General features: G+C 63.3%; 19 protein-coding genes and 1 tRNA gene. 11 read left to right on the forward strand and 9 right to left on the reverse strand.

Translation table 11 applies throughout. The annotated features are described in order from the left end of the window. Positions 1-138 precede the first annotated feature (138 nt). The 3 genes from H8F01_RS03660 to H8F01_RS03670 all read right to left on the reverse strand — a co-directional run bounded on the left by H8F01_RS03660 (position 139) and on the right by H8F01_RS03670 (position 5,877). Positions 139-3,264 carry an efflux RND transporter permease subunit gene (locus tag H8F01_RS03660; RefSeq protein ID WP_238481137.1) on the reverse strand — a complete coding sequence of 1,042 codons (3,126 nt, stop codon included), beginning with the start codon at positions 3,262-3,264 and terminating at the stop codon, positions 139-141. After that, positions 3,261-4,352 carry an efflux RND transporter periplasmic adaptor subunit gene (locus H8F01_RS03665; protein WP_187057724.1) on the reverse strand — a complete coding sequence of 364 codons (1,092 nt, stop codon included), beginning with the start codon at positions 4,350-4,352 and terminating at the stop codon, positions 3,261-3,263. The genes H8F01_RS03660 and H8F01_RS03665 overlap by 4 nt, the downstream gene beginning before the upstream one ends. An 88-nt stretch (positions 4,353-4,440) precedes the next feature. Next, positions 4,441-5,877 carry an efflux transporter outer membrane subunit gene (locus H8F01_RS03670; protein WP_238481138.1) on the reverse strand — a complete coding sequence of 479 codons (1,437 nt, stop codon included), beginning with the start codon at positions 5,875-5,877 and terminating at the stop codon, positions 4,441-4,443. A 255-nt stretch (positions 5,878-6,132) separates the two neighbouring features. Here H8F01_RS03670 and H8F01_RS03675 point away from each other — a divergent pair, with 255 nt between their 5' ends. The 7 genes from H8F01_RS03675 to H8F01_RS03705 all read left to right on the forward strand — a co-directional run bounded on the left by H8F01_RS03675 (position 6,133) and on the right by H8F01_RS03705 (position 15,338). Then, a complete protein-coding gene (locus H8F01_RS03675; RefSeq protein WP_187057726.1) occupies positions 6,133-6,693 on the forward strand; it encodes a hypothetical protein in 561 nt (186 codons plus the stop codon). A 167-nt stretch (positions 6,694-6,860) separates the two neighbouring features. After that, positions 6,861-9,053 carry a toll/interleukin-1 receptor domain-containing protein gene (locus H8F01_RS03680; RefSeq protein WP_187057727.1) on the forward strand — a complete coding sequence of 731 codons (2,193 nt, stop codon included), beginning with the start codon at positions 6,861-6,863 and terminating at the stop codon, positions 9,051-9,053. 75 nt (positions 9,054-9,128) lie between these two features. Next, the gene (locus tag H8F01_RS03685) at positions 9,129-9,515 is read left to right on the forward strand and encodes a hypothetical protein (RefSeq protein WP_187057728.1); all 387 of its coding nucleotides are present in this window, start codon (positions 9,129-9,131) and stop codon (positions 9,513-9,515) included. Further along, entirely contained in the window at positions 9,430-11,337 is a 1,908-nt protein-coding gene (locus H8F01_RS03690; protein ID WP_238481139.1) for a DUF4231 domain-containing protein, read from the forward strand. The genes H8F01_RS03685 and H8F01_RS03690 overlap by 86 nt, the downstream gene beginning before the upstream one ends. A gap of 681 nt (positions 11,338-12,018) precedes the next feature. Then, positions 12,019-13,923, forward strand: a complete 1,905-nt coding sequence (locus tag H8F01_RS03695) for a glycoside hydrolase family 76 protein (RefSeq protein WP_187057729.1) — start codon at positions 12,019-12,021, stop codon at positions 13,921-13,923. Between the two features lie 236 nt (positions 13,924-14,159). After that, complete coding sequence (locus tag H8F01_RS03700; protein ID WP_187057730.1) at positions 14,160-14,810, forward strand: DUF4097 family beta strand repeat-containing protein; 651 nt, start codon at positions 14,160-14,162, stop codon at positions 14,808-14,810. 159 nt (positions 14,811-14,969) lie between these two features. Next, complete coding sequence (locus H8F01_RS03705) at positions 14,970-15,338, forward strand: hypothetical protein (RefSeq protein WP_187057731.1); 369 nt, start codon at positions 14,970-14,972, stop codon at positions 15,336-15,338. 1,073 nt (positions 15,339-16,411) lie between these two features. On the opposite strand, the gene H8F01_RS03710 is transcribed toward H8F01_RS03705, so the two are convergent. Continuing rightward, on the reverse strand, positions 16,412-17,431 hold the full coding sequence (locus tag H8F01_RS03710; protein ID WP_187057732.1) for a sterol desaturase family protein: 1,020 nt from the start codon (positions 17,429-17,431) through the stop codon (positions 16,412-16,414). A 123-nt stretch (positions 17,432-17,554) separates the two neighbouring features. Next, positions 17,555-19,969: a GH92 family glycosyl hydrolase gene (locus H8F01_RS03715; protein ID WP_238481140.1), complete on the reverse strand. Its 2,415-nt coding sequence runs from the start codon at positions 19,967-19,969 to the stop codon at positions 17,555-17,557. A 377-nt stretch (positions 19,970-20,346) separates the two neighbouring features. On the opposite strand from H8F01_RS03715, the gene H8F01_RS03720 reads away from it, so the two are divergent. The 4 genes from H8F01_RS03720 (at position 20,347) to H8F01_RS03730 (ending at position 21,393) form a co-directional block, all read left to right on the forward strand. Next, a complete protein-coding gene (locus H8F01_RS03720) occupies positions 20,347-20,685 on the forward strand; it encodes a glycine zipper 2TM domain-containing protein (RefSeq protein WP_187057733.1) in 339 nt (112 codons plus the stop codon). 134 nt (positions 20,686-20,819) lie between these two features. Further along, the gene (locus H8F01_RS03725) at positions 20,820-21,029 is read left to right on the forward strand and encodes a type II toxin-antitoxin system RelE/ParE family toxin (RefSeq protein ID WP_274380581.1); all 210 of its coding nucleotides are present in this window, start codon (positions 20,820-20,822) and stop codon (positions 21,027-21,029) included. Next, a complete protein-coding gene (locus H8F01_RS21945; RefSeq protein WP_425490068.1) occupies positions 21,011-21,103 on the forward strand; it encodes a type II toxin-antitoxin system RelE/ParE family toxin in 93 nt (30 codons plus the stop codon). The genes H8F01_RS03725 and H8F01_RS21945 overlap by 19 nt, the downstream gene beginning before the upstream one ends. Positions 21,104-21,114: 11 nt before the next feature. Then, entirely contained in the window at positions 21,115-21,393 is a 279-nt protein-coding gene (locus H8F01_RS03730; protein ID WP_187057734.1) for a HigA family addiction module antitoxin, read from the forward strand. 409 nt (positions 21,394-21,802) lie between these two features. Here H8F01_RS03730 and H8F01_RS03735 read toward each other — a convergent pair. From H8F01_RS03735 to ileS, 4 genes are all read right to left on the reverse strand, one after another. After that, positions 21,803-21,878 (reverse strand) — tRNA-Thr (locus H8F01_RS03735). A 52-nt stretch (positions 21,879-21,930) separates the two neighbouring features. Continuing rightward, on the reverse strand, positions 21,931-22,890 hold the full coding sequence (ispH, locus tag H8F01_RS03740; RefSeq protein ID WP_187057735.1) for a 4-hydroxy-3-methylbut-2-enyl diphosphate reductase: 960 nt from the start codon (positions 22,888-22,890) through the stop codon (positions 21,931-21,933). 76 nt (positions 22,891-22,966) lie between these two features. Beyond that, entirely contained in the window at positions 22,967-23,458 is a 492-nt protein-coding gene (gene lspA / locus H8F01_RS03745) for a signal peptidase II (RefSeq protein ID WP_187057736.1), read from the reverse strand. 174 nt (positions 23,459-23,632) lie between these two features. After that, a complete protein-coding gene (gene ileS, locus H8F01_RS03750) occupies positions 23,633-26,500 on the reverse strand; it encodes an isoleucine--tRNA ligase (protein WP_187057737.1) in 2,868 nt (955 codons plus the stop codon). Positions 26,501-26,549 lie beyond the last annotated feature (49 nt).

A 26,549-nucleotide genomic window follows, 5' to 3' on the forward strand; every position in this document is an offset into this window, starting at 1 on the left:
GTTTCAGGTGCAGGACCCGCGCTGGATCTGGCCTGCCATGCCGAAGGCTCCCTTTTGGGGCGAAAGCGAGCACCATCGCAGCGTTACCGGATCAATCCCCCCGGCGACCGTTGGCCAACACGCGCGAAACCGGCGCGCTCATACCTCGAGCCGGTCGTCCGGGCGTGCGACCAGCGTATAGAGCACGGGCATCAGGAACACACTGATCAACAGTCGCGTAAACAGGCCGCTGACGATCACCAGCGCGAAGGGTCGCTGGGTGTCCGTACCCACGCCGGTGGCGAGCGCCGCGGGCAACAGGCCCAGTGCGGCCACCAGCGCCGTCATCATGATCGGCCGCAGTCGAAGAATCGCGCCCTCGCGAATGGCATCCTCGAGGCGGGTTCCACCGCGACGAAGTTCATTGACGTACGAGATGTAGACCACGGCCGTCTGCACCGACACGCCAAACAGGGCCAGAAAGCCAATGCCCGACGACACCGAGAACGGCGTCCCCGTGATCCACAGCGCCACGATGCCGCCGACGGGCGCTGACAAGAGCACACCCAGCACGGTGATGAAAGGGAACTTGAAGTTGCTGTAAAGCGTGAAGAGCAGCAGGAAGATCAAGGCAAGCGTCAACGGCAGGATGACATTCAACTGGGCTCGCGATGCGGTGTATTCGGTGTACTCGCCGCCCCAGTCGAGCCGATAGCCTTGCGGCAGCTTGACCTTGCCGTTGACCTGCTGGATCGCGTCTTCCACCGCGCCTGCCAGATCTCGCCCTTCAACGGAGAACTGCACGCCGATATAGCGGGAGTTGTTCTCGCGATAGATGAAAGACGCACCGCTGATCTCCTGGATGTCGGCAAACTCTTTCAGCGCTATCTGCTGGCCGTCAGGCGTCGTCACCAGGATGTTCCGGATCTCGTCCGGATTGTCCCGGTATTTCTCTTCGAGCCGCACCACCAGATCGAACTGCTTCTCGCCCTGGACCACTTGGGTGGCCACGTCGCCACCGATCGCCGTCTGGATCAGGCCATTGATGTCCGAAACGTTCAGGCCGTAGCGGGCGATCTTTTCACGATTGATCTTGATGCTCAGGCTGGGCTGCCCAAGCTCCTGCACCAGGGTGACGTCGTGGATGCCGCGCACGTTCTCCAGCACCTTCTTGATGCTCTTTCCCTTCTGCTCCAGCGTGGTCAGGTCAGATCCGAACACCTTCACGGCCAGCGCACTCTTCAGGCCGGTTTCCGCCTCGTCCACCGCATCCTCGGCAGGCTGGGTGTAGTTGAAGATGATGCCGGGGAACGCCTGGAGTTTCTGGTTGATGGCTTGGATCAACGCAGCCTTGTCACGGTACGAACCCTTCCACTCGGAGTAAGGCTTGAGGCCGACATAGAACTCCACGTTGAAGAAGCCCGTGGAATCCGTGCCGTCATCCGGGCGGCCCAGTTCGGAGGCCACCGTGGTCACTTCGGGAAACGAGCGCAACACCTCGCGCAGTTTGGGCGTGATCTTCGACGCTTCCTCGAACGAGATGGTGTACGGCATCGTTGCACGCACCCACAACGCACCTTCATCCAGTTGCGGCATGAACTCGGCGCCAATGCGCGGAATGAGCAGCAGCGACAGCAGCAGCACCACGGTGGAGGCCGCCGCCGTCATCCATGGCCGCGCGAGGCAGGCGTCGAGACCCTTGGCGTAGAGCGACTTGATCGCCTCGAATATACGGTTGCGCCGCTCTTTCACACCCTTGCGCATGAATACGGCGCAGAGCACCGGCAGCAGGGTCAAGGTGATCACCAGGGAGCCGACCAGCGCAAAGATCATCGTGTCGGCCATGGGCTTGAACAACGTGCCTGACGGGCCGGACAACACATAGATCGGCAGGAAACTCACCACGATCACCGCCACCGCATAGAACAAGGGGCGGTCCACCTCGGCGGCGGCATCCCGGATGATCTCCTTGACGTTGAGCGGGCCGCCATGGCGATCGGCAATCTGCCGGAAGATGTTCTCCACCATGACCACGGCGGCGTCGACAAGAATGCCGAAGTCCACCGCGCCAATGGACAGCAGGTTGGCCGAGGCCCGCTGCATGTCCAGGCAGATGAAGGCAAACAACAGCGCCAGCGGAATCGTGGTGGCAACGATCAGGCCCGCACGGACGTCGTAGAGGAAGAAGATCAGCACCACCACGACCAGCAACATGCCGCGCAGCAGATTGTCTTCGACGATCTTGGTGGTCAGCGTGATCAGGTCCACGCGGTCATAGAACGGGACAACCTTCACGTCCTTGGGCAGTATTTCGTCGTTGAGCTGCCTGGTTTTCGCCTCGACCCGCTTCAGCACATCCTGGGTCTTCTCGCCCGTGCGCAACAGGATCACGCCCTCAACGGCGTCGTCCTGCTTTTCGTAACCGAACTCGCCAAGGCGCGGAGCGATGCCGATAACCACCCGGCCCACATCCTTCACCAGCACTGGAACGCCGTTGTGTACGGCAACCACCACGTTGCCGATGTCTTCCAGCGTTTCCATGCGCCCTGCCCCGCGCACGTAATAGAACTGGCCGCCTTGCGAATAGAAGCCGCCACCGGCATTGGCATTGTTGGCGCTCAGCGCCGCCTCCACCTGCACCGCGGACAAACCGACCGCCGCGATCTTGGTCTGGTCCAGCAGCACCTGGTATTGCATGGTGCCGCCACCGAACCCGGAGTCATCCGCCACGCCCGGCACGGCCTTGTACTGCGGTTCGACCGTCCATGCCTCCAGTGTCTTGAGGTCCATCGGTGAACGGTCGGTGCTTTGCAGCACATAGCGATAGATCAGTCCCGACGGCGCCGATAGCGGCGATACCGAGGGCGTTACGCCACTGGGCAGGGTCAGGTCACCCAGGCGGTTGAACACCTCCTGTCGGGCAAAGTTGTTGTCCGTGCCCGTCTCGTAAGTAAGGATGACGTCGGACAAGCCATAGAGCGAGATGGAGCGCGTGATGGTGGTCTTGGGCACGCCATTCATGCCCAGCTCGACCGGCACGGTAATCAACCGCTCCACTTCTTCGGCGGCATGCCCCGGCCACTGCGTGATGATTTCCACGATGGGCGGCGAAAGGTCGGGATAGGCATCTACGGGCAAGCGCTTCAGCGAATGCGCGCCCGCGCCCACCAGCAGCAGCGTCAGCAGCAGGACGAGAAAGGGCTGACCCAGCGACGCGGTCACCACGCGGTTCATGATCGATGCCGCGCGCGAGGGCGACTCCGTGGAAGGAAACTGGTCGCTCATTGGTTTTGCATGAACTGGACGAAGATGCCGCCATCCACCACGACCTTCTCACCGGCCTTCAGGCCCGTGGGAATGTCGAACTGGTCGCCCGTGCGGTGCCCCAGGCTCACCCGTCGCCGCGCAAAGCTGCCGTCGGGATCCACCACGTAGACGAACGGCAGGTTCTCGTCATCCCGTAGCAGCGCCGACACCGGCACCAACAACCCATGGGCTTCCTGCCGCGAGTGGATCTGCACGCCGACATACGCCTGCTTTTTCAGCAGGCCCTGCGCGTTGTCCACGACGATACGCACCGGTACCAACCGTGTATTCGGATCAACCATGGGGGAAATCCGGGAAACCGTGCCAACCAGTGGCTGCGCATCGGCGCCGGTCTCGATCTGGGCGGAGTCGCCTGGCTTCACCGATGCCACATCGGCATCAGCGACCTGTGCCATCACCCACACCTGCGAAATATCAGCCACCGTGAAGCACGGCGTGGTGCCGGCCTGCAGAAGCTGCCCCGACGTGATCTGTCGATCGACCACGATGCCGGCGGTGGGTGAACGAATGACGCCATGGAGGGGACCGATGGGTTTGCCTTGTTCGATGTCCTTGATGACCTTCGGGTCGACATTCAGCGAGACCAGCGTTTTCAGGGCAGCGTCGACGTCCGCGTCGGCGTTGGCGGCATCGGTCTCTGCCTGATCTTCTTCACGCTTGGCAACGCCCTGATGCGCGACCAGATCCTTTTCCAGATCAGCCAGTCGCCGGGCCGTGTGTGCTGTGGTCAACGCCTTGCGATACGTGGTGACGGCCGCGGCGTAATCGGGCGAATCCACCAGCGCGAGTGCATCGCCCTGCTTCACGTGATCGCCGATATCGACCAGCAGGCGCGACACCGGGCCGGAAATTGGCGCCAGCACGGCCGTTGCGTGGTCGTTGTTGAAATCCACGGAGCCCGTGGCCTCCACCGTTCGGTGGTAGCCGGCACTCACGACGTCGTACAGGTGGATGTGCTTGCGCTGCTCCGGCGTGAGCGTCACGTTGACCGGCGTGGCGGATGCGGCGGGCGCATCCTCAGCGGTCTTGCCGGAACACCCGACCATGCCCCACGTTGCCGCAAGCAGCCATGCTGCGCCAACGATGCGCGCACATCGTTGCCGGTGCTGCTTTGGAAGCGCGCCATCCATCGGTTTATTTTTCATTGTTGTCCCGGGCTAGATCCGCGCGATTCCACCATCCACCCCCAAGTGCCTGGAACAGCGCCGCCGTGTCGGCATAGCGGCTGGCCTGAGCCTGCACCAGGGTGATACGCGCTTGCTGGTAGGTCTGTTCCGCACTCAACAGCGAAAGGTAGTCCGCGTAGCCGGCCTTCCATTGACGTTCCGACAGATCCAGCGCGTGCCTGGCGGCCACCTCGGCGGCCGCGGCAGCCTTGAGCCCAGCCGCATCCTGTTCCAGCGCGACGAGCGAGTCGGCTACGTTCTGGAAAGCACCCATCACCGTGCTGCGATATTGCTCCGCCGCCTCCACGTAGGCCGCCCTCGCGGCGCGCTCCTGGTGCAGCAGCGTGCCGCCCTGAAAGATCGGGGCCGTAATGTCCGCGCCAATCCCCCAGAAGCCCGTGCCTGAGGTAAACAATTGATGCATGGCCAACGCCGTACTGCCCGCGTTCGCGCTCAACACGATGTTGGGCAGGCGATTGGCGACGGCAATGCCGATCTGCGCGCTGGCCGCATGCATGTTGGCCTCCGCCTGGAGCACGTCGGGGCGCTGTGCCACGAGGGTCGACGGAAGGCTGACCGGAAGCTCCTGCGGCAACTGGAGCCCTGCCAGGTCGAACGATTGGTCTGGCGCCTGTCCCGGGTACTGCCCGACCAGCACGTCAAGCAAGTCACGCTGTTGTGCCAGTTGCTTAAGCAGCGGCGGCAGCGTCGCATTGACCTGGGCAAGCTGCGATTCCTGAGTGGCCAGATCCAACCCGCTGGCGTAACCCTTGGTGGACTGATCGCGAAGGATCTGCACCATGTGCGTGTTGATATCCACCAGCTCGCGCGTCGCATCCACCTGGCCCTGCAACGAAGCGAGCTGCACGGCGGCAGCCACCACGTTGGTGCTCAGGGTGATCTGCGTGGCGATCATCTGGTAGCGCACGGCCTGTTCCTGCGCCTTTACCGACTCCATCGTCCTGCGATTGAGGCCGAAGATATCGGGCGCATAGGAAACATTGACCTGCGGCGTGAACAGGTTGTACTGAAAGGTGTTCGAGTTGGGCGTCGGCGAGATGGACTCCGACTGCTTCTGGCGGCTGGCAGAGAAGGTTCCGGTCACGCTCGGGTAATAGCTGCCACGTTGCGCGAGCACATTTTCCCTTGCCACCGACAGCGCCGCCTGCGCCGCTTTGAGGTCATGGTTGTTGGCCAGGGATTGTTCGATCAGGTCATTGAGCGGCCGCGAGTGAAACAGCGTCCACCAGTCGCCAGGAATATCGCCCCCGCTGGCAAAGCGCTGTGCTTCGCCGCCGGCCACCTGCTCGGTCGCCACGGTGCTGGTTACCGGCTTTGATGTGTACTGGCTGACCTCTGGCGCCGCGGGGCGCTTGAAGTCCGGCCCCACTGCGCAAGCGGCCACCAGCGATGTAGCCAGTATCGTGAGAAGACACCGGCCTTGCGGCAAGCACGCTTGAGCGAACCTCAAAACAGACATAGCCAGAACGACTCTCTCCGCCGAGCTCCATGATCCAGGCGAAATCGGCTCCCAGCGTCACTCGCCCGGCCATACTCCCCCTCCCCCGCGCAGATATAGCACAGGCGCGGCAGCCAGCCTTGCCGCACCACGGCGAAAGTTTTCGCGATACCCCCTCACTCGGAAATCCCTTCCCGGTACATGGTGGCCATCCTCTCCACCACCGGCTCGATGCGACGGATGGGGTTTGATTCGAATCGAAAGCGAACCCGAGACGTCGGCCTCTCGTTGACCAGCAACGCGGCGCCAGCGAGCGCATCGAACCGGCGTGTTCTGCCCGGCAGCGAGACGGCCGTGCAACTTACGGTATCGGAGAATGCCGAATGGATGAACACGGAGAGCGTGTCACCACCAGCCAGTTCGAAAGACCGTGAACTGCGCAAACGTCGTGCCCAGTACGACTGGCAAAAAAATCAGCAAGTCATCCTCGACGTGGTGGCGTTCGGCGATTGCCCCAAACCGAAGCGCATGTCGGCCCAGTGCAGATCAAGATCCGCCGTTGATGCGTCAAGCAACGCTTTCGCATATCTCCGCGATGCGTTGCGGATCCGGATCATGATCCCTGCCTGCACCACTCTTTCACGCATCATGAGCCCGTTTCCCGACACCCACATCAAGGTTGCGTGGAGCTTACGTGCCAGGGCGATCGCCAGGGTTGGCCATGCCAACGGGTACAACGATAGTCATAGGCGGCGACGTTAAGACACCTGTACTTCTAGACGGCTTCCGCAAGGTAATCGCCGTGCTAGTCTCCCGGCGGGGAAGCCAGCCGCGCTTTGGTGCCCAGGCTGGCGCTGCATGATTACCGTCCATGATTGGGGATTTCCCGGCAAAGGACTGCGCTGACTGGTGCAGGAGTGCGGCTCGTCATGGCGCAGGACCCCGTTTTGCCGGAATTCCGGTATCGCGCATTCATCAGTTACAGCCACCAGGACAAAGCCTGGGCCGACTGGCTGCACAAGGCCCTGGAGAACTACCGGGTTCCCCGGCGCCTGGTGGGGAAAGCCACCGCCGCAGGCGTCGTGCCACGGCGTCTGGTTCCGGTTTTCCGTGACCGCGATGAACTGGCAAGCGCCACCGACCTCGGCCGCAAGGTCAACGAGGCCCTGACGCTATCGGCCAACCTGGTCGTGATCTGTTCGCCCGCGTCAGCCAGGTCGCGATGGGTCAATGAAGAAGTCATGGCCTTCAAGCGGCTTGGGGGTAGCGATCGCGTTTTCTGCCTGATCGTGGACGGCGAACCGAACGCCACCCAGCTTCCCGGTCGCGAGGATGAGGAATGCTTCGCACAAGCTCTGCGCTACCAATGGGGCGACAACGGCGCGCTGAGCAACGTGCCTGCCGAGCCGATCGCCGCCGATGCACGCCCGGGGAAAGACGGCCGGACCAATGCCAAGCTCAAGCTGATCGCCGGCCTGCTGGATATTGGCTTCGACCAGCTCAAGCAGCGCGAGCAGCAGCGCTACCAGCGTCGCCTCGCCGCCATCGCGGCCACGGCGATGGTGATAACCGTGATGACATCCACCCTGGCCGTCGTGGCCATGCACGCACGCCGCACGGCCGAGCGCGAGCGCAATCAGGCGGAGGGCCTGGTCAGCTTCATGCTCGGTGATCTCAACGAAAAGCTCGGGCAGGTACAGCGTCTGGACATCCTGGAGGCGGTGGACGATCGCGCGATGTCCTATTTCCAGTCCCTGCCCAGCACCGACGTCACCGACACGTCGCTTGAGCAACGCGCGAAGGCGCTGGAAAAGATCGGCAGCGTGCGCTTCGACCAGGGCCACCTGGATGCGGCACTGCTTTCCTACCAGGCGGCGGCGCGCATCGCCGGCCCCCTGGCCAGCCGCGCACCGGCCAACATTCCGCGACAAACTGCCTATTCACGCGTGATCACCTTCATCGGCATGACCCAGTGGATGCAGGGCGACCTTGAGGCTGCGGGTAAAAGCTTCGCCACTGCGCAGGACGTATTGCGCCGCATACCGCTGCCCTTGTCCGGCGACAAGGCGCTGATCCAGCAATGGGCCACCCTGGACAACGACCTCGGCCATGTACTGGAGGCACGTGGCAAGCTCGACGAGGCCGTCGCGCAATACCAGAACATGCTGTTGCAATGCCGGCACCTGGTGGACGGTGCCCAGACCAAGACCGAATGGCATGAACTCCTCGGGGAAGCGCACAACAACCTCGGCAAGATGGCCCTGATGCGCGGCGATCTCGCTACGGCCATCGCTGAATACCGTGACGACGACGCCATCGAAACCGCGTTGAGCGAGCGCGATCCGAAGGACCACGACCAGCGGGAGAACATGGTGCGCGTACGTGCCATCCTCGGCCGCACCCTGGCTCTGGGCGGAGCCGTGGACCAGGGTGCGCAAAACATTCAGCAGGCGATCGACGGCGCGGTGCAGCTGAACCAGTTCGATCCCGAGAGCACCGGCTTCCGCGCGAAGATCGCGCTGTATTCCACGCAGCTGGCCAGGCTACGGCGACTGTCGGGTGACTTGGAGCAAGCGCGACGCCTCAACGACAAGGCGCTCGAGATCTTTGGCAACATGACGCACCAGGATCCGAGCAACGCGGAGTGGCAGCAGGACTATGCCGAGGCCCGGCTTGAACAGGTCGAGCAGCTGTTGGCTGCCGGCCAACAAGGCCAGGCACACAACGAAGCGACGCAAGCCCTCTCGGTGCTCTCCCCCATGCAGGCCAGGAATCCCGACGAACGCAGCTTGCTGCTGGACACCGCCCGTGCCCGCCTGCTGCTGGCCGCCGCCACACCTGACGCCGATGCCTCGCGCCAATCGCGCGAAGCGGCACTGAAGGACCTGTCGTCGGCCATCAGCGCCAACAGCGATCCGCGTCTGCTGGCGCTCCACGTGGAAGCACTGCTCAGCCTCGATCGGCGCGCCGATGCCGACCCCATCGTTCGGCAATTGTGGGCATCCGGCTATCGCGATCTGGAACTGCTCGCTGCGCTCAAGCGCAGCGACATCGACTACCCCTCCAATGCCGCCGTCGAGCAGCGCCTGCAAGCCACCATTGGCGCCACGGACCCGCGATAGGGCTTGTGTCAAACAAACAAAACGATGATCCGTCCGGGAGAGAAACCAACTCCTTCAATGAAAGAGGATCCAGTCATGCCGAACAACCTCAAGGTCAGTCTCGACGAAAGCCAGAACCCGTGGGTCGTGACGATCGATGAAAAAGGCAATGGAAACGGGAAAGAGAACGAGGTCGCCAGAAACGCCGCGCAACAAACCATCACCTGGCAGCTCAACGGCAACGCCGCGACCGGCAATATCATCGATTTCCAGTGGCTCGGCACTGGGCCGGGGGCCGGCATCTTCGGCCAACCGCAGTACAGCAGCAACAACCACAACATGACGCTGACTGACCTCAACAACAGCGCCGCCACCACCGGCGACTGGATCTACATGCTTGCCATCGAGGTCAACAACACCCGGTACACCACCACCGCTTCCATCGTCGGCACCACGAACAACCCCTCCATCAAGAACAACTGACCGGCACGAGTCATTGACCATGCATCGCAGGGAAAGCCCGCAAGCGTCCGCGCAGGGGGTCCAAGGCGACCTCCTCGCGGCCTATGACGCACACCGTGTCGACGACGTTCACTTTCGCACGACGCCCACCACGACACCGCTGGTGATCGGTGTCACCAGCCACCGCAATATCTCCGCTGCGGAGATCGAACCGATCCGGCATTGCCTTGCCGAACTCTTCGCCATGCTGAAGCGCGAATTTCCGCAACTTCCGCTCTGCGCGCTTTCGGCCCTCGCGGAAGGCGGTGATCAGCTGTTCGCCGAGGAAGCCTTGCGCGCCGGTGCGGAGCTGGTTGCACCACTGCCCATGCCGGCGGCGCTCTATCTGGATGACTTTGCAACACCGGAGGCCCGCGCGAGCTTCCAATCGCTGTGTGCCCAGGCGCGCGTGCTTGAATTGCCGCTGCCCCGGGGGCAACCGCACCACGTCGTGGAAGCGCCCGGTGCCGCGCGCGACAAGCAGTACGCAAAAGCCGGTGTATTCATCGCCAGCCATTGCCACATCCTGCTTGCGATCTGGGACGGCAAGGATTCCGGGCGCCTTGGCGGTACCGCGCAGATCGTCAACTACCATCTGAACGGTGCGCTTCCTGGTTTGGTGGAGCGCCATCGTGAAGCGCGCCATGTGCTCGGCGGCGGCGACGAGCGGCTGCTCCATCACATCGTGTGCTCGCGCGAGGACAGTCACGGCGACGTCGCGCCCGGGTTGCAACCTTTGCAGCAGTACTGGCGCAGCGGCGACATCACCACGACCGACACCATGCCGCCACCCGAGTTTCGCCAGATGTTCGCGAACATGGCGGAGTACAACACCGACTGGGATAAATACCGGCAGGATATCGAGCTGACATCGAGCCAGCAGGCCAGCCGTGTCATCAACGACCAGACCACCGTCGGCCGCACGTTTCATGCGGCCGACTGGCTGGCGATCCATTTCCAGAAACGCGTGCTGCTCGCCCTGCGGCTCACCTATGTGCTGGCCGCCTTGATGGGTATCGCCTTTGCGTTCTATGCCCATCTGTCCGAACCGGACTTTCTCATCTACACGTTCCTGCTGTTGTTTGGCATCGGCGCACTGGTCGCCTTGCTGGCAGGGAACCGTGGCTGGCATCGCAAATACCTGGACTACCGTGCGCTTGCGGAGGGCTTGCGCGTGCAGGCCTATTGGCGGCACGCCGGCATCTCGGCCAGTACCGACCACGAATTCGCCCACGACAATTTCCTTCAGAAGCAGAACATCGAGCTCGGCTGGATCCGCCACGTGATGCGTGCCGTGGGCATCGAACCGTCACCCGGCATCGATGCACACACGACAGAAGCACTGGCCGAGGTGACGCAGGAATGGGTCGGCGAATCCGGCCGCAGCGGCCAGCTGTACTACTTCGAGCGCAAGACCATCGAGCGCACCGGCTTGCACCACGTGACCGAAACCGTGGGCATGATCAGCCTGTGGGGCGGCATTTCCATCAGCGTCTTCCTGGCGATCTTCGCTTTCAAGCTGCCCGAGCAGATCAAGACCACGCTGGTGCTGATCATGGCGGTGCTATCCATCGTTGCCGCCGTGCGCGAAGCCTATGCTTATCGCAAGGCCGACAAGGAGCTGATCCGCCAGTACCGTTTCATGCAACGGATATTCAGCGGTGCCCGCGCCGCCCTGGACCGCACCGCGGATCCTGCCAAACAGCGCGAGATTCTGCTGGCACTGGGCGATGCCGCGCTGACCGAGCACGCGGAATGGACACTGATGCATCGCGAGCGCGATGTGGAGCACAGCAAGTTCTGAGCGCGCCAGCATCATCGTCAGCCACGTCGCGCCACGATTTCCTGGCCTCATTGCGGATAACCACGCTGCGCTATTTGCCCACCAGAGGGTCAGTCTTCAGTGCAGCCCTTTTGCGATGCAGCAAGCATCGCGATGCAGAAGCGGGTTAGAGTCCGCTGCGGACATTGATCGCTGAGTATCCGGACACCGGGTCCATCACGGCATGGCCTTTTTTTTGGGGATACGATTTAGATCGATCCAAATACGCCTTTTCTGCAAAAAGTCGGCTGGGGAGCGCAGGGCCATGAGGCAGTGCTTGTCGGTAGGGCGGGAACGTGATGGCACAAGGGGAACGGCGTTGCGCGCGGCGCTCGCCTGGCTTTTGTCATGGCGACCACATCGCCGAATACGAACGGCCACCTCTTTCGCTGGCAACCACCGATGCGGCGACCCTCAGCGCGTCGCTTCATGCACATCCTCAACAGCGACCTTGCCCTCCTGGACATGGATACGGACATGCAGCACGCGATTCATGCCAGCTCAAGGCATGTCCGCGGGCATTCCGATATAGCCGTCCAGATGCTTCAAGGCACGTGTATGGCCACGCCGGATCCTCGCCCACGATCCGGCCGTGGACGGGTGGAAGTCATGCCCCCTTCCCTTTGTGGGTAATCGACAGGAGCGCGTCTGATCATGAGTCCCATGGCAAAACGCACACGCATGCGAACACTGCTCGCCGCCACCAGCCTGATGTTGCTGGCCACCGCCCTTCCCTCCCCCGCCACCGAACAAGCCCAGCCGTCCAATGCACGGACGGATGGTGCAACCGCCATGGCCCGTGCCCGCGTGGCGGCGGATGTGCTGATGAACGCCTACGACCCCGACAAGGCCTGGTTTCCGTCAAGCTGGTGGAATTCGGCGGTGGCGTTGCAGACCATTGGCGACTATATGCAACGCACGGGCGACCGTCGTTACCTGGCCCAGCTCGACAACACCTTCGAAAAGGACAAGGGCACGTTTCCTGCGGGCGTGTTGTCCGGCGATCCCCTGCTGGGCAATTTCACCAGCCGCGCCATCGATGATTCGGAATGGTGGGGCCTGACCTGGGTACAGGCGTACGACCTGACCAAAAACCCCAAGTACCTGGCCATGGCGGTCACCATTGCCAATTACGTGAACGGCTATTGGGACACCAGCACCTGCGGCGGTGGTGTGTGGTGGAACGCCGAGCGCACCTACAAGAATGCCGTCACCAACGGCTTGTGGATACGGCTCACCGCGGAGCTCCACAACCGGATTCCCGGGGATACCCAATGGCTGGCGCGGGCCCGTACGGGTTGGGCGTGGTTCCAGGGCAGCGGCATGATCAACGCCAACAACCTGGTCAATGATGGCCTTACCGATGCCTGCACCAACAATGGCCAGAACGTGTGGACGTATAACCAGGGCATGGCCATCGGTGCCGGCCTGGAGCTTTGGCGCGCCACGCGTGATCCGCAGATCCTGGCCAGCGTGCGCCGCCTGGCCGACGCCGCCACCGGCCCGAGCGCCTTGGTCAGCAATGACATCCTGACCGAATCGTGTGATGCCATCGATCAAACCTGCGACGACAATGGCAAGCAGTTCAAGGGCATCTTCATGCGCTACTGGACCGAACTGGTGGACATCACCCGGGACAGCCGGTACGCCGCATTCCTCGACCTGCAAGCGGAAAGCATCTGGGCCGACGATCGCGATGCGGCGGGCAGGCTCGGCACGCGCTGGTCAGGCGCCACGAGCAACGATCACCCCAACGTGTTCGACTGGCGCACCCAGGCCAGCGCGCTCAGTGCCCTGATTGGCGATGTGCCGACACCCGCGCCACCGGAGTCGCTGGCCGCCACCCTGTCGCCGGCACAACCCGTGGTGATGCCGTCGGCCTCGGGCAACACGGCGATCACCATCCAGCTTGGCGCGTCGGCGACGGGGTTCATTCCGCTGCAGGCAATCACCTCGGTCGATACTCCATCCGGCTGGAGCATCACCCCGCGAGCCACCATGATGCGGCTGGATCCGCATGGCAATGCGAACCCGGCAAGCAACAGCATGCCGTTGACGCTCAGCGTGCCCAGCCTGGCCACGGACGGGCATCACTTCGTCACGGCCAACCTGGCAGCAGCCGGCCTGCGCTTCTCCACCCAGGCTGACGTACTGATTGCGCACACGATTGATTTCGACACCGGCACCGTTGACGAAAACCCGTGGCTGTTCGATGCCGACGGCTCGCAGAGCAACGGCGTGCAGAACCGCTTCGCCGACGGCAATGCCCACTTCACCTATCGGTTCCCGTTCCCGGCCGATACCAGCTCTGCGCAGATCACATTGATCATCGACAACGAGTTCCTGGTGCAGGCCAGCGTCGACAACGTGCACTGGACCACCGTGCTGCAGCAGAGTCAGCCGGTGACCGACGGCTCCAACAAGGCTGCCCGCACCATTGACCTTACGCCGTACCTAGGCGCGGCAGTGAACGGCGCCAAGCCGGTGTACATGAAAGTGTCCGACTCCTTCCCCAACGATGGCTGGGGTGGCCGCGTGTATCACGTCTCGGCGAATATCGTGCACTAAGCCAACCGGCGCGTCCGCTCATGCGGGCGGGCGCGCCGCTTGTTGGCCTGACCACCGATCGCCTTCTCCACACAACGCCCCACCATGGCGAAATCGATCTTGCAGTCGGAAAGCGACATAAGCGTCGTGCCGGAAACCGCGACTCGCGTGGCGCCCAGCCATGTCAAAAGTCACGCTAAACCTTCGAGGGTGATTCGGCATCCTACGTAGGTGCCACCACTAACCGGAGAGACATCGTGCGCTGCAGCCTACTTGCCTTGTCCTTGCTTCTTCCGCTGACCGCCATGGCTACGGATCAGGACATCAACAAAATCAGTGACGACATCCGTATTGAGTCAGGCCAGCATGCCGGCGACCTCAGTGCGGTCAGCGGTGATATTGAGGTGGGTGATCATGCCGTGGTTGGCGACGTAAACTCGATCAGCGGTTTGATTACCGTAGGCCGCGAGGCTCAGGTCACCGATCTTGGCACGGTCAGCGGGAATATCCGGGTTGGAAAGGGAGCCGTTGCCAAAGGCAATATCGGAACCGTCAGCGGCCACATCGAGTTGTCCCCGGGGGCGCAAGTGAAGGGGCACGTTGCTGGCGTCAGTCAATCCATAACGCTGGACGACGCTCGTGTCAGCGGGGGAATAGAGACGGCTACCGGGGATATCACGATTGGCGCCGGATCGATTGTTGAAGGTGGCATCCTGGTGACTCAACCACAGCGCGGCAATGTTCACTTCGGTAGCGGTCACGCGCCGACAGTGGTGATCGGGCCAAAAGCGGTGGTGAAAGGCACTCTTGAGTTCCGCCAAGAAGTGGTCCTGAAGGTCAGCAACAGCGCACAGATCGGCACCGTGAAAGGAGCGACGCCGGAGATGTTCAGCGGCGCAGCCCCGTAGCTTCGGTTGGCGCACATCCGGTCGCGCGGCAGGCAAAGGCCGCGCAGTACCCCGATGGGGAGCTATTTGAGGGAACGCCATCACCCTGTATGAATGGCGCGTGGTGCTATCCTCGGTCCGGGGAAAGTCCACGCAGCCATGTCGCTGCCAAGGGGTTTTATGCTGGGGCGCACTCACCCTGTGATATCGGCACTCTCCATTGCGCGGGCCTTGCATGAGCTCGCCACAGACGCCGTGAACGATGGCCTGTTTGCCGCTCCCATGGCGGCGACGATGTCGAGGGCCGCACGAGAGGCTGCCAGTTCGCTAGGCCTCTTTATCGTTGCGCGTGGCCCTGACGTCACACACAAAATCGGTAAAGCGCTGGACGATGCCCGCGTCGACCTGGAGGCCCTCGCTGAACTGGCCGACATGGTCTGTACATACGACCTGACCCCGGCTAACACCGTGCATCTTGCCCTGGCCATGCGTTACACCTCAGAACAGACGGTCAATCGGCTCATGCTGGCCGAATCTTCATTGACCTGAGTTCCCTAAACCTGCCGATCACGTCAAACCTGCTGAGCGCTTCGTTTTGGGCGAAAGCGCATTTTCATCAACGGTCACGCCGGTCGCGCGATCTGTTCGTACGGGCAAGCCTGTCATTCGACACGACCAGAGGCTCTGAACCCATCGGCGCCGCCGCATCAGTCACAGGCACGCCGCTATGGCAGACCCGATCGCCTTGGCCATCCCCTGGGCCAGTTCAGCGCTAGACTCGACACCTGTCTGCCCACGTTCGACAGGCTTCTTTGCCCGATACCACGGGAGGGTATAAACCTCCCATGCGCCTACCCACCCTGGAGCACCAGGCTGCGCCATAGGGGAGGTGTAAACCCGGACCATGCACGCGCCCACGACGAATTCTTCTGGTGCGGCTAGCGACACGGATAAGCCCTCCTGTTGCCCTGTTCGCATCCTCCGGCCGAGCCACGGCTGACGCAAGGGTCTTGGACCCATGTCTGCCCCAGGTCGAACGCGGAAGGCTGGGCACGGGTAGCCCGGACGGGCCAACGGAGCCATCCGGGATCCGCCCTCATGGCGGAGATCGTGCTCGGGCGGGTGCGGCGATCCCGGATTCTCGCTGCGCTTCATCCGGGCTACGGGTGGAGCGCCGCACTTTCCATGTCCGCGGGAACACGTAGCCCGGATGGAGCCAACGGCGGAATCCGGGATTCAGCAACACGGTGCATGCCATGCCTGCCGGGCGCGGCGATCCCGGATTCTCGCTGCGCTTCATCCGGGCTACGGGTTGCACGCGGTACCTCTCATGTCCTCTGGACATGTAGCCCGGATGGAGCCTAAGGCGGAATCCGGGATTCAGCGACGCGGTGCATGTCGTGCTAGCCCAAGCGTGGCCATCCCGGATTCTCGCTGCGCTTCATCCGGGCTACGGGTTGTGCGCGGTACTTTCCGTGTCCGCTGGCACATGTAGCCCGGATGGAGCCAAAGGCGGAATCCGGGGCCCACCGACACGGTGCATGTCGTGCTTGCCCAAGCGCGGCCATCCCGGATTCTCGCTGCGCTTCATCCGGGCTACGGATAGGGCTACGGATAGGGCTTTAGCGGGTGGCGCGCGCCGGGGACTCGGCCATCGCGCCCTGCTCCGCCAGCAGTTCCTGCTTGGCCACCTTTGCGGTGTGATGATTGCCGTCGTGGCTCCAGCCCGGCGGCATCAGCAGGTAGAGCAGTTTGTTGTGCAGTCCCGGTGCGTGCCAGACATCCCGTCCTAGCAACCAGAATTCACCGAGCATGGCGTCGATCACGCTGTAGCGCTTGACCGGCCGCGTGATGCCGTACTCGATGCGGGTGTCCTCGCGCACTTCCATATAGGTTCCGAACACGCGATCCCAGAGGGGAAGCAGGTTGCAGAAGTTGGTGTCCATGTAGATCACATTGCGTGCGTGATGGACACGGTGATGCGACGGCGTCAGCACCAGGCGATGGAGGAAGCCCAGCTTGCCTTTGGGCAGCACGTTCTCACCCAGGTGGATGAGCTGGCCCCAGAAGTTGTCGATGATCATGATCAGCACGAGCAGCGGCGGGCTTACGCCGAGCAGCATGCAGATGCTGGTACGCACGACATCGGCATACATGCCTTCCAGGAAAATGTGTGCGTAGTTCACTGACAGATTCATCGACACCGGCGCGTGATGGGTCGAATGCAGGCACCACAGCAGGCGCACCTTGTGGGCCAGAAAGTGGTAGACGAAGTGCGCCAGCTCCCACACCAGGTAGCCATACAGCAGCCCATACCAGGTGAGCCCCGCCTGGAACGGTGCAAGGTGGTTGAACAGGCCGATGCAGTAGCCGACCACGGCCACGGTGAGAAACGCGCCGATGAAACGATTCACCACCCACAGCAGCATGGGTACCTGATAATCCTCGCGCGTGGTGCCTCGCCGGAGGATGCCGCGAACCAGCTCGATCACCAGCAGCACGGGAATGATGGGCCCGAGCAGATGGCCGAAGCCGTCCACCGTGGCCAGTGCACGGTAGTTGCCGGAGGCGAACATCTCCAGCAGCGGACCGAAGCCGAAGAAGTCCATCAGTTGATCGCGGATCCAGCCCAGCATGCCCATGCACTCATCCTCGGATGACGTTTCTACGATGGACCTGGTGCCTTGTGACAACCAGGCTCATCGTTGCCTCACACGGCGTCTGCGGGTGGTGCAATTCCCCGTGAGGCGATAGCGATCCGCCGCTTACTTCGGCGGAGAAAACGACGGCGGCGCCTTGGCGATATCGCTGCCCCACGACGTATTCGCCTTGGCTCCCAGCGTGAAGTCGAGCTGGCCGCCATGCTCCGCAAAACTGGCCGGCAGCCACGGACTGTCGTGCGGCTTGCCGTCGACACTCAGCGCCTGCACAAACGGCGTTTGCGGCGAAGCGGCAGGCGCGGTGATCACCACATTGCCCTGCGCGCGGTGCACCACGGCATGCGTAAACAACGGGCTGCCCAGCACCAGTTCCGCGCGACCGGGAATGGCGGGATACATGCCCAGCGCCGACCACACGTACCACGAGGACATCTCGCCAAGGTCGTCGTTGCCGGGGATGCCTTCGGGGGTGTTCTTCCACAAGATGTTGACCACGATGCGCACGGCTTCCTGCGTCTTCGACGGCTGCCCGACGAAGGCATACAGCCACGGCGTGCCCACGGAAGGCTCGTTGTTGAGCTCGGCATGCAGCGGACCGGCCTCGGTCAGCGCCCACTGGCCCTTGTCGTCGTGGAAGAAGCGATCAAGACGTGCGGTGGCCTTGGCCACGCCGCCCAGCTGATCGAACAGGCCGCGCACGTCGAACGGCACCATCCACAGGTAAACCGCCGCGCTTCCTTCGACGAAACCGTCGTCGCTGTCGGGCTTGAACGCCGGCCAGGTGCCATCGGCGTTGCGGTTCTGGATATAGCCACCTTCCGGCGCCGCCTTCGGGTTGAACAGGTTGCGCCAGTAGCCGGCACGCGTAAGGAAATAGCGCTCGCCCTCGTGATCGCCCACACGCGCAGCCAGCTGCGAAAGCGCGAAATCCGCCGTGGCGTCTTCCAGCGTCTCGGCCGCACCGCCCCACGCGTTCGACTCCGTGGCGATGTAGTGGAGCTTCAGCCACTGGTCCAGCGACGGACGCTGCCCCACGCATTCCACATTGCAGCCTTCATTGGAAAGATCATGCGCCGTCGGCACCGTCGCGGCCTTGGCCAGCGAATCGTAGGCGCCACGCAGGTCGAACTCATGCCCACCGAATGCATCGATGGCCGCGATCGAGGGAACGGCCGGGTCGCCGCTCATCACGTGCGTGCCGCCGCTGTTGTGGCTCCAGCGATCCCACTCGCCGCCGTTCTGGTTCGCCTGGTTGAACAGCGACTGCGCAATGTCGCTGCCCACATCCGGGTAAAGCCAGGTGAGCAACTGCACCTGCGAACGGTAAACATCCCAGCCGGAGAAGTTCGCGTACTGCGCGCGCTGTCGACCTTCCACGCGATGCGTCTTCTGGTCAAAGCCGCGGTATTCACCGTTGACGTCGCTGAAAACGTTCGGCTGCAGCAGCGAGTGATAAAGCGCGGTGTAGAACGTGGTGCGCTGGTCGGCGCTGCCGCCGGTGATGTCGATCTTGCCCAGTGCCGCGTTCCAGGCATCGCGCGCCTTGGCCTGCACTTGCGCCGTGGTCGCCTGCGCCGGAATTTCCGCAGCGAGATTGGCCTTGGCGTTGTCCAGGCTCACATACGAAATGCCCACGCGCACTTGCACGGGCCCCTTCGCGGGATCGAAACCGACCCACACGCCGGAGCCCTTGCCCGAGGCGGGAAAGCCCTTCGCGTCATAACCCGTGCCGCCCTGCGCGGCGGTCTTGCCGGCCTGCACGTCGCCATCGTGCCAGGCACCCGTTGCGGCGAACGGCTGGTCGAACTGCGCCACGAAGTACATCGTGTAATAGCTGCGCGTGCCGGCCTTGGCCAGATAGCCGCAGAAGTTGCCGCTGGTCACCGAGCCAGTGATGGTGTGATGCACCTGGTCGATGCTGACGTTGGCATCACTGCTGCCCACTTCCGAATCGGAAGCGCGCAGCAGCAGGTTGGCTGGTTTCCCGGCCGGGAAACTGAAACTGCCCATGCCGGCGCGCGTGGTGGCCGCCAGATCGACGGATACGCCGTTGGCGAGCTTCACGCGATACGCGCCGGCCTTCGCCTGCTCGTTGTCGTGGGAGAAATCGCTGGCGTAGGTCGCGTCGGTGAGATCAGCCGAAGGCGAACCCGTCACCGCCGATGTGATGGGCATGAACGGCACATCGCCACTCGCACCGCGGCAACCGGCGCCGGACAGATGCGTAAGGCTGAAGCCACGAATGCGCGGCGCATCGTAGAGATAACCGCTGGGCGAGGCCGTGTGGTCGTGCTTGCCCCGCGTGTTTTCGGGACTCCACTGCAACATGCCAAAGGGAACCACGGCCCCGGGATAAGTATTGCCGCCGTGGCGACTGCCGATGATCGGATTGACCTCATCCGCCGGCGCGTGGGTGCCCTGCGCCAGCACGGGCATGGCTGCCGCCATCGACACGCCGCATGCCATGGCCACCATCAACGCGCGGCGAAGCCCCCGCCCACCCGACAAACCCTGCCTCATCTGCTGCTCTCCCCGAAAATGGTGCGATTTGACCGGATTTGTATCGATCCAAATTCCGGATCCAAAAAAAGGCGATCAAGGCGGAAACCCATGTTGCGGGTTGCGGCGACTGATGCCTGACACCGAACCGTAGCCTGATTTCCCACCGCATGCTTGCTGCGCTGCAAAAGCCGTGACGGCGGACACGCATCGGCACCCCGGCGCCCTCCTGTTTCCCACATACCGGAACCGTTCACCGCCACGCGCACGTCGTTGTGACCTCTGCAACTCCCCGCTGACTGGCGGGCCACCGATTTGACCGGTCACTCACATCCGCCGGCGTAGCTGTCGTGGGTGCAAGCCTGAGGAACAGCTCGCCACCATCAAGGAGCCTCGCCATGAACAAACACACCATCACCTCACTGGTTCTCGCCCTTTCCATGCTCACGGGCACCGCGTTCGCGCAATCCAGCGAACCGCGCACGCGCACCGTGTGCGAGGACGTTCAGGTCAAAAAGGTGAACTCCAGCGACACCCATCGCGTGGCAGGCACGGCCATCGGCGCCGTTGCCGGTGGCCTGGTCGGCAACCAGATCGGCGGCGGCAAGGGCAAGACACTCGCCACGGTGGGTGGTGCCGTCGCAGGCGGCGTCGTGGGCAACAAGGTGCAGGAGAACCACCAGGACAAGAACGCCACGTACACCACGGAGCGGCGCTGCCACCAGGAGCAGTACTGATGTCGGCATGCGCGAACGCCCGTTGGAACGAGAGGCCCTGGAGAGCAGCGAGAACTAGCCCCGGGATATAACCCTACGCGCTTTCGAGTTCACTTGACACTGTATCGTGTATAGCCACACGATACAGTGTCCAAGTGATCGTCAGCTTCCGCCACAAAGGCCTCCAAACCTTCTACGCCACGGGCTCCACCCGTGGCATCCAGGCAGCGCATGCCGGCAAGCTGGGCCGCATCCTTCAGGTGCTCGATGCCGCAACGCAAGCACACCCGAAGGCGTCGACCTTCCCGGCTATCGCCTGCACCTGCTCAAGGGTGAGCTCAAGGGCTTGTGGTCAGTCACGGTGAACGGCAACTGGCGCGTGATCTTTCGTTTCGTGGGCGCCGACGTGGAACTCGTCGACTATCTGGACTACCACTAAAAGGCCTCGACATGATCAAGAACCCCGTGCACCCCGGCCTGATCCTGCAAGAGGACGTGCTCGCCCCGCTGGAGCTCACCGTCACCACCGCCGCCGAGCGCCTGGGCGTGTCGCGAGTCGCCCTCTCGCGTGTGCTCAATGGTCGTGCCGGCATCAGCTCCGAACTCGCCATCCGCCTGGAAAAAGCCGGCGCAGGCAAGGCCGAGACATGGGTGAAGCTGCAAGCCGACTACGACCTGGCCATCGCCCGCAAAACCAGCATCCGAAACGTCCATCCGCTAGCTGCCTGACCCCGTTATTCCGCTCAAGGGCGTAGCCACTCGTAGCCCGGATGGAGCCAACGGCGGAATCCGGGGTTCAACGATGCGGCGCATGTCGTGCTTGCCCGGGCGTGGCGATCCCGGATTCTCGCTGCGCTTCATCCGGGCTACGGATGCGCGCCTTGACCCGTAGCCCGGATGGAGCCAACGGCGGAATCCGGGGTTCAACGATACGGTGCATGTTGTGCATGCCCAAGCGTGGCGATCCCGGATTCTCGCTGCGCTTCATCCGGGCTATCCGGCATCCAATCAGCGTATGGGGACACCACTGGGACAGAAAAAGCGGAGCACGAGCGGTATAGAGCGGGACAAATCGGGGACATCGCAAAAGAAAAAGGCCCAACCTAGTAGATTGAGCCCTTTTCTAACTGCTTGATTTTGGTGCCGGAAATAGGAATCGAACCTACGACCTACGCATTACGAATGCGCCGCTCTACCAACTGAGCTATTCCGGCGAGGAACCGCTAATTCTACGGAGCGAATCGAAAGCGCGCAAGACGTTGCCGCTTACAGACTTGCCGAAACCCCACCGGCCAGGCGAAGTTCCTTGGGCAGCGCGAAGGTGATGGTCTCCGGCTCGCCGTCCAGCTCACGCACGGCACCGGCGCCCCACGACTGCAGGCGGGCGATGACGTCGCGTACCAGCTTCTCCGGGGCGGAGGCACCGGCGGTCAGGCCGATGCGGGTGACACCATCGAGCCAGCTGCGCTCGATGTGCTCGGCGCCGTCGATGAGGAAGGAGCGCACGCCCTCTTTCTCCGCCAGTTCGCGCAGGCGGTTGGAGTTGGAGCTGTTGACCGAACCAACCACCAGCATCAGATCCACCGAGCTGGCCAGACGGCGCACGGCGTCCTGACGGTTCTGCGTGGCGTAGCAGATGTCGTCCTTGCGCGGGCCTTCGATGTCGGTGAACTTGGCGCGCAAGGCTTCGATGATGGCCTTGGTGTCATCCACCGACAGCGTGGTCTGGGTGACGTAGGACAGCTCGTGCGGGAACTTGGGTTCCAGCGTGGCGACGCATTCCACCGACTCCACCAGCAGGATCTCGCCGGTGTTGGCCGGGTTCCACTGGCCCATGGTGCCTTCCACTTCCGGATGGCCGGCGTGGCCGATCAGCACCACGCTGCGGCCCAGGCGACCCAGGCGCGCCACTTCCATATGCACCTTGGTGACCAGCGGACAGGTGGCGTCGAACACTTTCAGGCCGCGCTGCTCGGCTTCCTCGCGCACGGCCTTGGACACGCCGTGGGCGCTGAAAATGACCGTGGCGCCATCGGGCACTTCGTGCAGTTCTTCCACGAACACGGCGCCATCGTTGCGCAGCTTGTCGACCACGTAGCGGTTGTGCACCACTTCGTGACGCACATAGATGGGCGCGCCATAGGATTCGAGCGCGCGCTCGACGATGGCAATGGCACGGTCCACGCCGGCACAGAAGCCACGGGGATTGGCGAGCAGTATGTCCACGAATGCTCCGGATCGATCGGGCGGCTGACAGATACGGATTATCGCACGGCCGGTGTTGCCGTACGTGAGGGTGTGTTCAGGCCTTGGTTTTGCCCTGAAACAGGCCGAAAACCACCAGCGCCACGGCGCCCACGGTGATCCCACAGTCAGCGAGATTGAACACCGGGTAGTTCCATTCGCGGAAATACACGTGGATGAAGTCGGTGACCTGCGAGGCATGCAGGCGGTCGATCAGGTTGCCCAGCGCACCGCCGATGATCAGGCTGACCGGCAGCGCCGTCTTCCAGTCGCCGCGCGGCGTGCGCGACAGCCACGAAACCAGCACGCCACTGATCACCACCGCCAGCAGCACGAAGAACCAGCGCTGCCAGCCGTCGCTGGCGGCAAGGAAGCTGAAGGCCGCGCCCTTGTTGAAGGCCAGCGTCCAGTTGAGGAAACCCGGGATCACCGGATGCGGCGTGCCGGCCGGCTGCAGCGCGGCGAGCGCCCACCACTTGCTCAGCTGGTCGAGCACGATGACGACGGCGGAGAGCAGGAGCCAGTTGAGGGCGTTGGGTTTGGGTTTCATGGACACATCAATCTTGCGTAGCTACTCCCTCGCCCCTCCGGGGAGAGGGTTGGGGTGAGGGGCCAATCTTGCGGCGGGTTGGGTGTGAAGCGAAGCCTGCGCTACTGCAATGATCCCGCGAGCACCCACCCCTCACCTCGGTCCTCTCCCCGGAGGGGAGAGGAAGAAGTGTGGTCAAAACCAGCGACGGTCCTCACCCGGACCGTCCACGTTGCTGATGCAACGATCGCACAGCTCCGGATGGTTGGCGTGCGTACCGACGTCGTCGCGACGGTGCCAGCAGCGCACGCACTTGATGGCGTCGCTGACCGTGGCCGAGACCCACACGTCCGCGCCTTCCAGCTCCGTCAGCACCGCGTCCGCCGGTTGGCCACCGGCCAGATCCAGGCGCACGTCCGAGGTGATGAAGAAGAAGCGCAGCTCCGACGCGGTGGGCTGGTAGCGCGCGACAATGGCCGGATCGGCATGGATCGCCAGCTTGGCTTCCAGCGAAGCGCCGATCTGCTCACCCTTGCGCATGCCTTCGAGCACGCGCGAGGCCGTGTCGCGAATCGCCAGCAGGTCAGCCCAGTAGCGGCGCTGTTCCGGCGAGCCCTGCGTGGAAGCCAGGCCGTCGTACCAGGTTTCGAACAGCACGCTTTCGCTACGCTCGCCCGGCATGTGCTGCCAGATTTCTTCCGCGGTAAACGTGAGCACCGGCGCCAGCCAGCGCACCAGCGCCTCGGCGATGCGGTACATCGCGCTCTGCGCGCTGCGGCGACCGTGGCTTTCGGTCGGCATCGTGTAGAGGCGGTCCTTGGTGATATCCAGGTACAGCGCGCCCAGCTCGTTGGTGCAGTAGTTCTGCACGCGCTGCACGATTTCCGGGAAGTCGTAGCGGTCGTACGCCGCCATCACCGCCTGCTGGGTGTCGTACGCCTGCTGCACGGCCCACTGGTCGAGCAACAGGCTCTCTTCCACCGGCACCAGGTGCTTGGTGGGGTCGAAACCGTCCAGGTTGCCCAGCAGGAAGCGCGCGGTGTTGCGGATGCGGCGATACGTGTCCGACACGCGCTTCAAGATTTCGTCGGACAGCGACATCTCGTTGCGGTAGTCGGTGGAGCAGATCCACAGGCGCAGGATGTCCGCGCCCAGGTTCTTCATGATGTCCTGTGGCTCGATGCCGTTGCCCAGCGACTTGGACATCTTGCGGCCCTGCGCATCCACGGTGAAGCCGTGGGTGAGCACGTCGTTGTACGGCGCCTTGGCGAACATGGCCGACGAGGTGAGCAAGGAGGACTGGAACCAGCCGCGATGCTGGTCCGAGCCTTCCAGGTACATCACGTGGTAGCTGGACGCCTTGCCCTGCTGCAGCTCGGGGCGCTGGCCCACCACGGCGAAGTGGCTGACGCCGGAGTCGAACCACACGTCGAGCACGTCCAGGACCTTTTCATAGTCCTTGGCCTGGTCGCCGAGCAGTTCGGCCGCGTCGAGCGCGTACCACGCATCGATGCCGCCCTGCTCCACACGCTTGGCCACCTGCTCCAGCAGCGCGACGGAATCGGGATGCGGTTCCTGCGTACCCTTGTGGATGAACAGCGCGATCGGCACGCCCCAGGTGCGCTGGCGCGAGATGCACCAGTCGGGACGGTCGCTGACCATGCCAGCGATACGCTCTTCGCCCCACGACGGCACCCAGCGCACATGCTTGATCGCATCGAGCGCGGTCGGGCGCAGCCCTTCCTTCTCCATGCTGATGAACCACTGCGGCGTGGTGCGGAAGATCACCGGCGTCTTGTGGCGCCAGCAATGCGGGTAGCTGTGTTCGATCTTGGCGAAGGCCAGCAGCACGCCGCGACGGCGCAGCAGCTCGACGATTTCGTCGTTGGCCTTCCACAGGTGCTTGCCGGCGATGACGGTGCCATCGAGCGCGGCCGGCGTGTCGGCACGATAGGTGCCGCGCGCCTCGGTGTAGTTGAGCGTCTCGATGCCGTACTTGCGCGACACGACGAAGTCTTCCACGCCGTGGTCGGGCGAGGTGTGCACGGCGCCGGTACCGTCTTCGGCGGACACGTGGTCGCCGATCAGCACGGGCACTTCGCGGCTGTAGAACGGGTGCTTCAGCAGCACGCCTTCCAGCGACTGGCCCTCGACGTGGCCGAGCACCTTCGCCTCGCCCTCGATGCCGTAGCGCTGCGCGACCTTTTCCACCAGCGCGCTGGCAACGACCAGCAGCAGGCGATGGCCATCGCGCGACGGGCCTTCGATCAAGGCGTATTCGAGTTCACCACCCAGCGACACAGCCTGGCTTTCCGGCAGCGTCCACGGCGTGGTGGTCCAGATGGGGATGGCGACGATGGCGTCGCCCGCGTCCACGCCGAACTTCTGCGCGAGCGCCTTGGCGTCCACCGCGTCATAGGCCACATCGACGGCCGGCGAGACCTTGTCGGCGTACTCGATTTCTGCTTCCGCCAGTGCGGAGCCGCAATCGAAGCACCAGTACACCGGCTTGGCACCGCGCACCACGTGACCGTTGCCGACGATCTTCGCCAGCGCACGCACCATGTCCGCTTCGTACTTGAAGTCCATCGTGCGGTACGGGTTTTCCCAGTCACCGAGCACGCCCAGGCGCTTGAAGTCGGTGCGCTGCAGGTCGATCTGCTGCTGCGCGTACTCGCGGCACTTCTGACGGAAAGCCGCAGCGTCGAGCTTGTCGCCCACGCGGCCGAATTTCTTCTCCACCGCCACTTCGATGGGCAGGCCGTGGCAATCCCAACCCGGCACGTAGGGCGCGCGGAAACCGGCCAGCAGGCGCGATTTCACCACCACGTCCTTGAGCACCTTGTTCACCGCGTGACCCAGGTGAATGGCACCGTTGGCATACGGCGGGCCATCGTGCAGCACGAACACCTTGTCGCGGTTGGCCGCGCGCTCCTGAATCTGCACGTAGCGGTTCACCTGCTGCCAATCGGCCAGCCACTTGGGCTCGCGCTTGGGGAGGTCACCGCGCATCGGGAATTCCGTCTGCGGCAGGTTGATGGTGTTCTTGTAATCCTGGGTCATTGCCTGGGGATGCTCAGATCGTAGGGTTGTTCGGGGTCACCGGGCGGGC

Origin of the sequence: Dyella telluris (assembly GCF_014297575.1) — a bacterium.
Classification (GTDB): Bacteria; Pseudomonadota; Gammaproteobacteria; order Xanthomonadales; family Rhodanobacteraceae; genus Dyella; species Dyella telluris.

Excerpts from the sequence above, each read along its gene's own strand:
- H8F01_RS03695 (WP_187057729.1), top strand. The coding sequence starts at position 12,019 with ATGGCAAAACGCACACGCATGCGAACACTGCTCGCCGCCACCAGCCTG.
- lspA (WP_187057736.1), bottom strand. The coding sequence starts at position 23,458 with ATGAAACCCAAACCCAACGCCCTCAACTGGCTCCTGCTCTCCGCCGTC.
- ileS (WP_187057737.1), bottom strand. The coding sequence starts at position 26,500 with ATGACCCAGGATTACAAGAACACCATCAACCTGCCGCAGACGGAATTC.
- H8F01_RS03685 (WP_187057728.1), top strand. The coding sequence starts at position 9,129 with ATGCCGAACAACCTCAAGGTCAGTCTCGACGAAAGCCAGAACCCGTGG.
- H8F01_RS03730 (WP_187057734.1), top strand. The coding sequence starts at position 21,115 with ATGATCAAGAACCCCGTGCACCCCGGCCTGATCCTGCAAGAGGACGTG.
- H8F01_RS03715 (WP_238481140.1), bottom strand. The coding sequence starts at position 19,969 with ATGAGGCAGGGTTTGTCGGGTGGGCGGGGGCTTCGCCGCGCGTTGATG.
- H8F01_RS03720 (WP_187057733.1), top strand. The coding sequence starts at position 20,347 with ATGAACAAACACACCATCACCTCACTGGTTCTCGCCCTTTCCATGCTC.
- H8F01_RS03665 (WP_187057724.1), bottom strand. The coding sequence starts at position 4,352 with ATGGTCGGGTGTTCCGGCAAGACCGCTGAGGATGCGCCCGCCGCATCC.
- H8F01_RS03680 (WP_187057727.1), top strand. The coding sequence starts at position 6,861 with ATGGCGCAGGACCCCGTTTTGCCGGAATTCCGGTATCGCGCATTCATC.
- H8F01_RS03705 (WP_187057731.1), top strand. The coding sequence starts at position 14,970 with ATGCTGGGGCGCACTCACCCTGTGATATCGGCACTCTCCATTGCGCGG.
- H8F01_RS03660 (WP_238481137.1), bottom strand. The coding sequence starts at position 3,264 with ATGAGCGACCAGTTTCCTTCCACGGAGTCGCCCTCGCGCGCGGCATCG.
- H8F01_RS03675 (WP_187057726.1), top strand. The coding sequence starts at position 6,133 with ATGGTGGCCATCCTCTCCACCACCGGCTCGATGCGACGGATGGGGTTT.
- H8F01_RS03710 (WP_187057732.1), bottom strand. The coding sequence starts at position 17,431 with ATGGGCATGCTGGGCTGGATCCGCGATCAACTGATGGACTTCTTCGGC.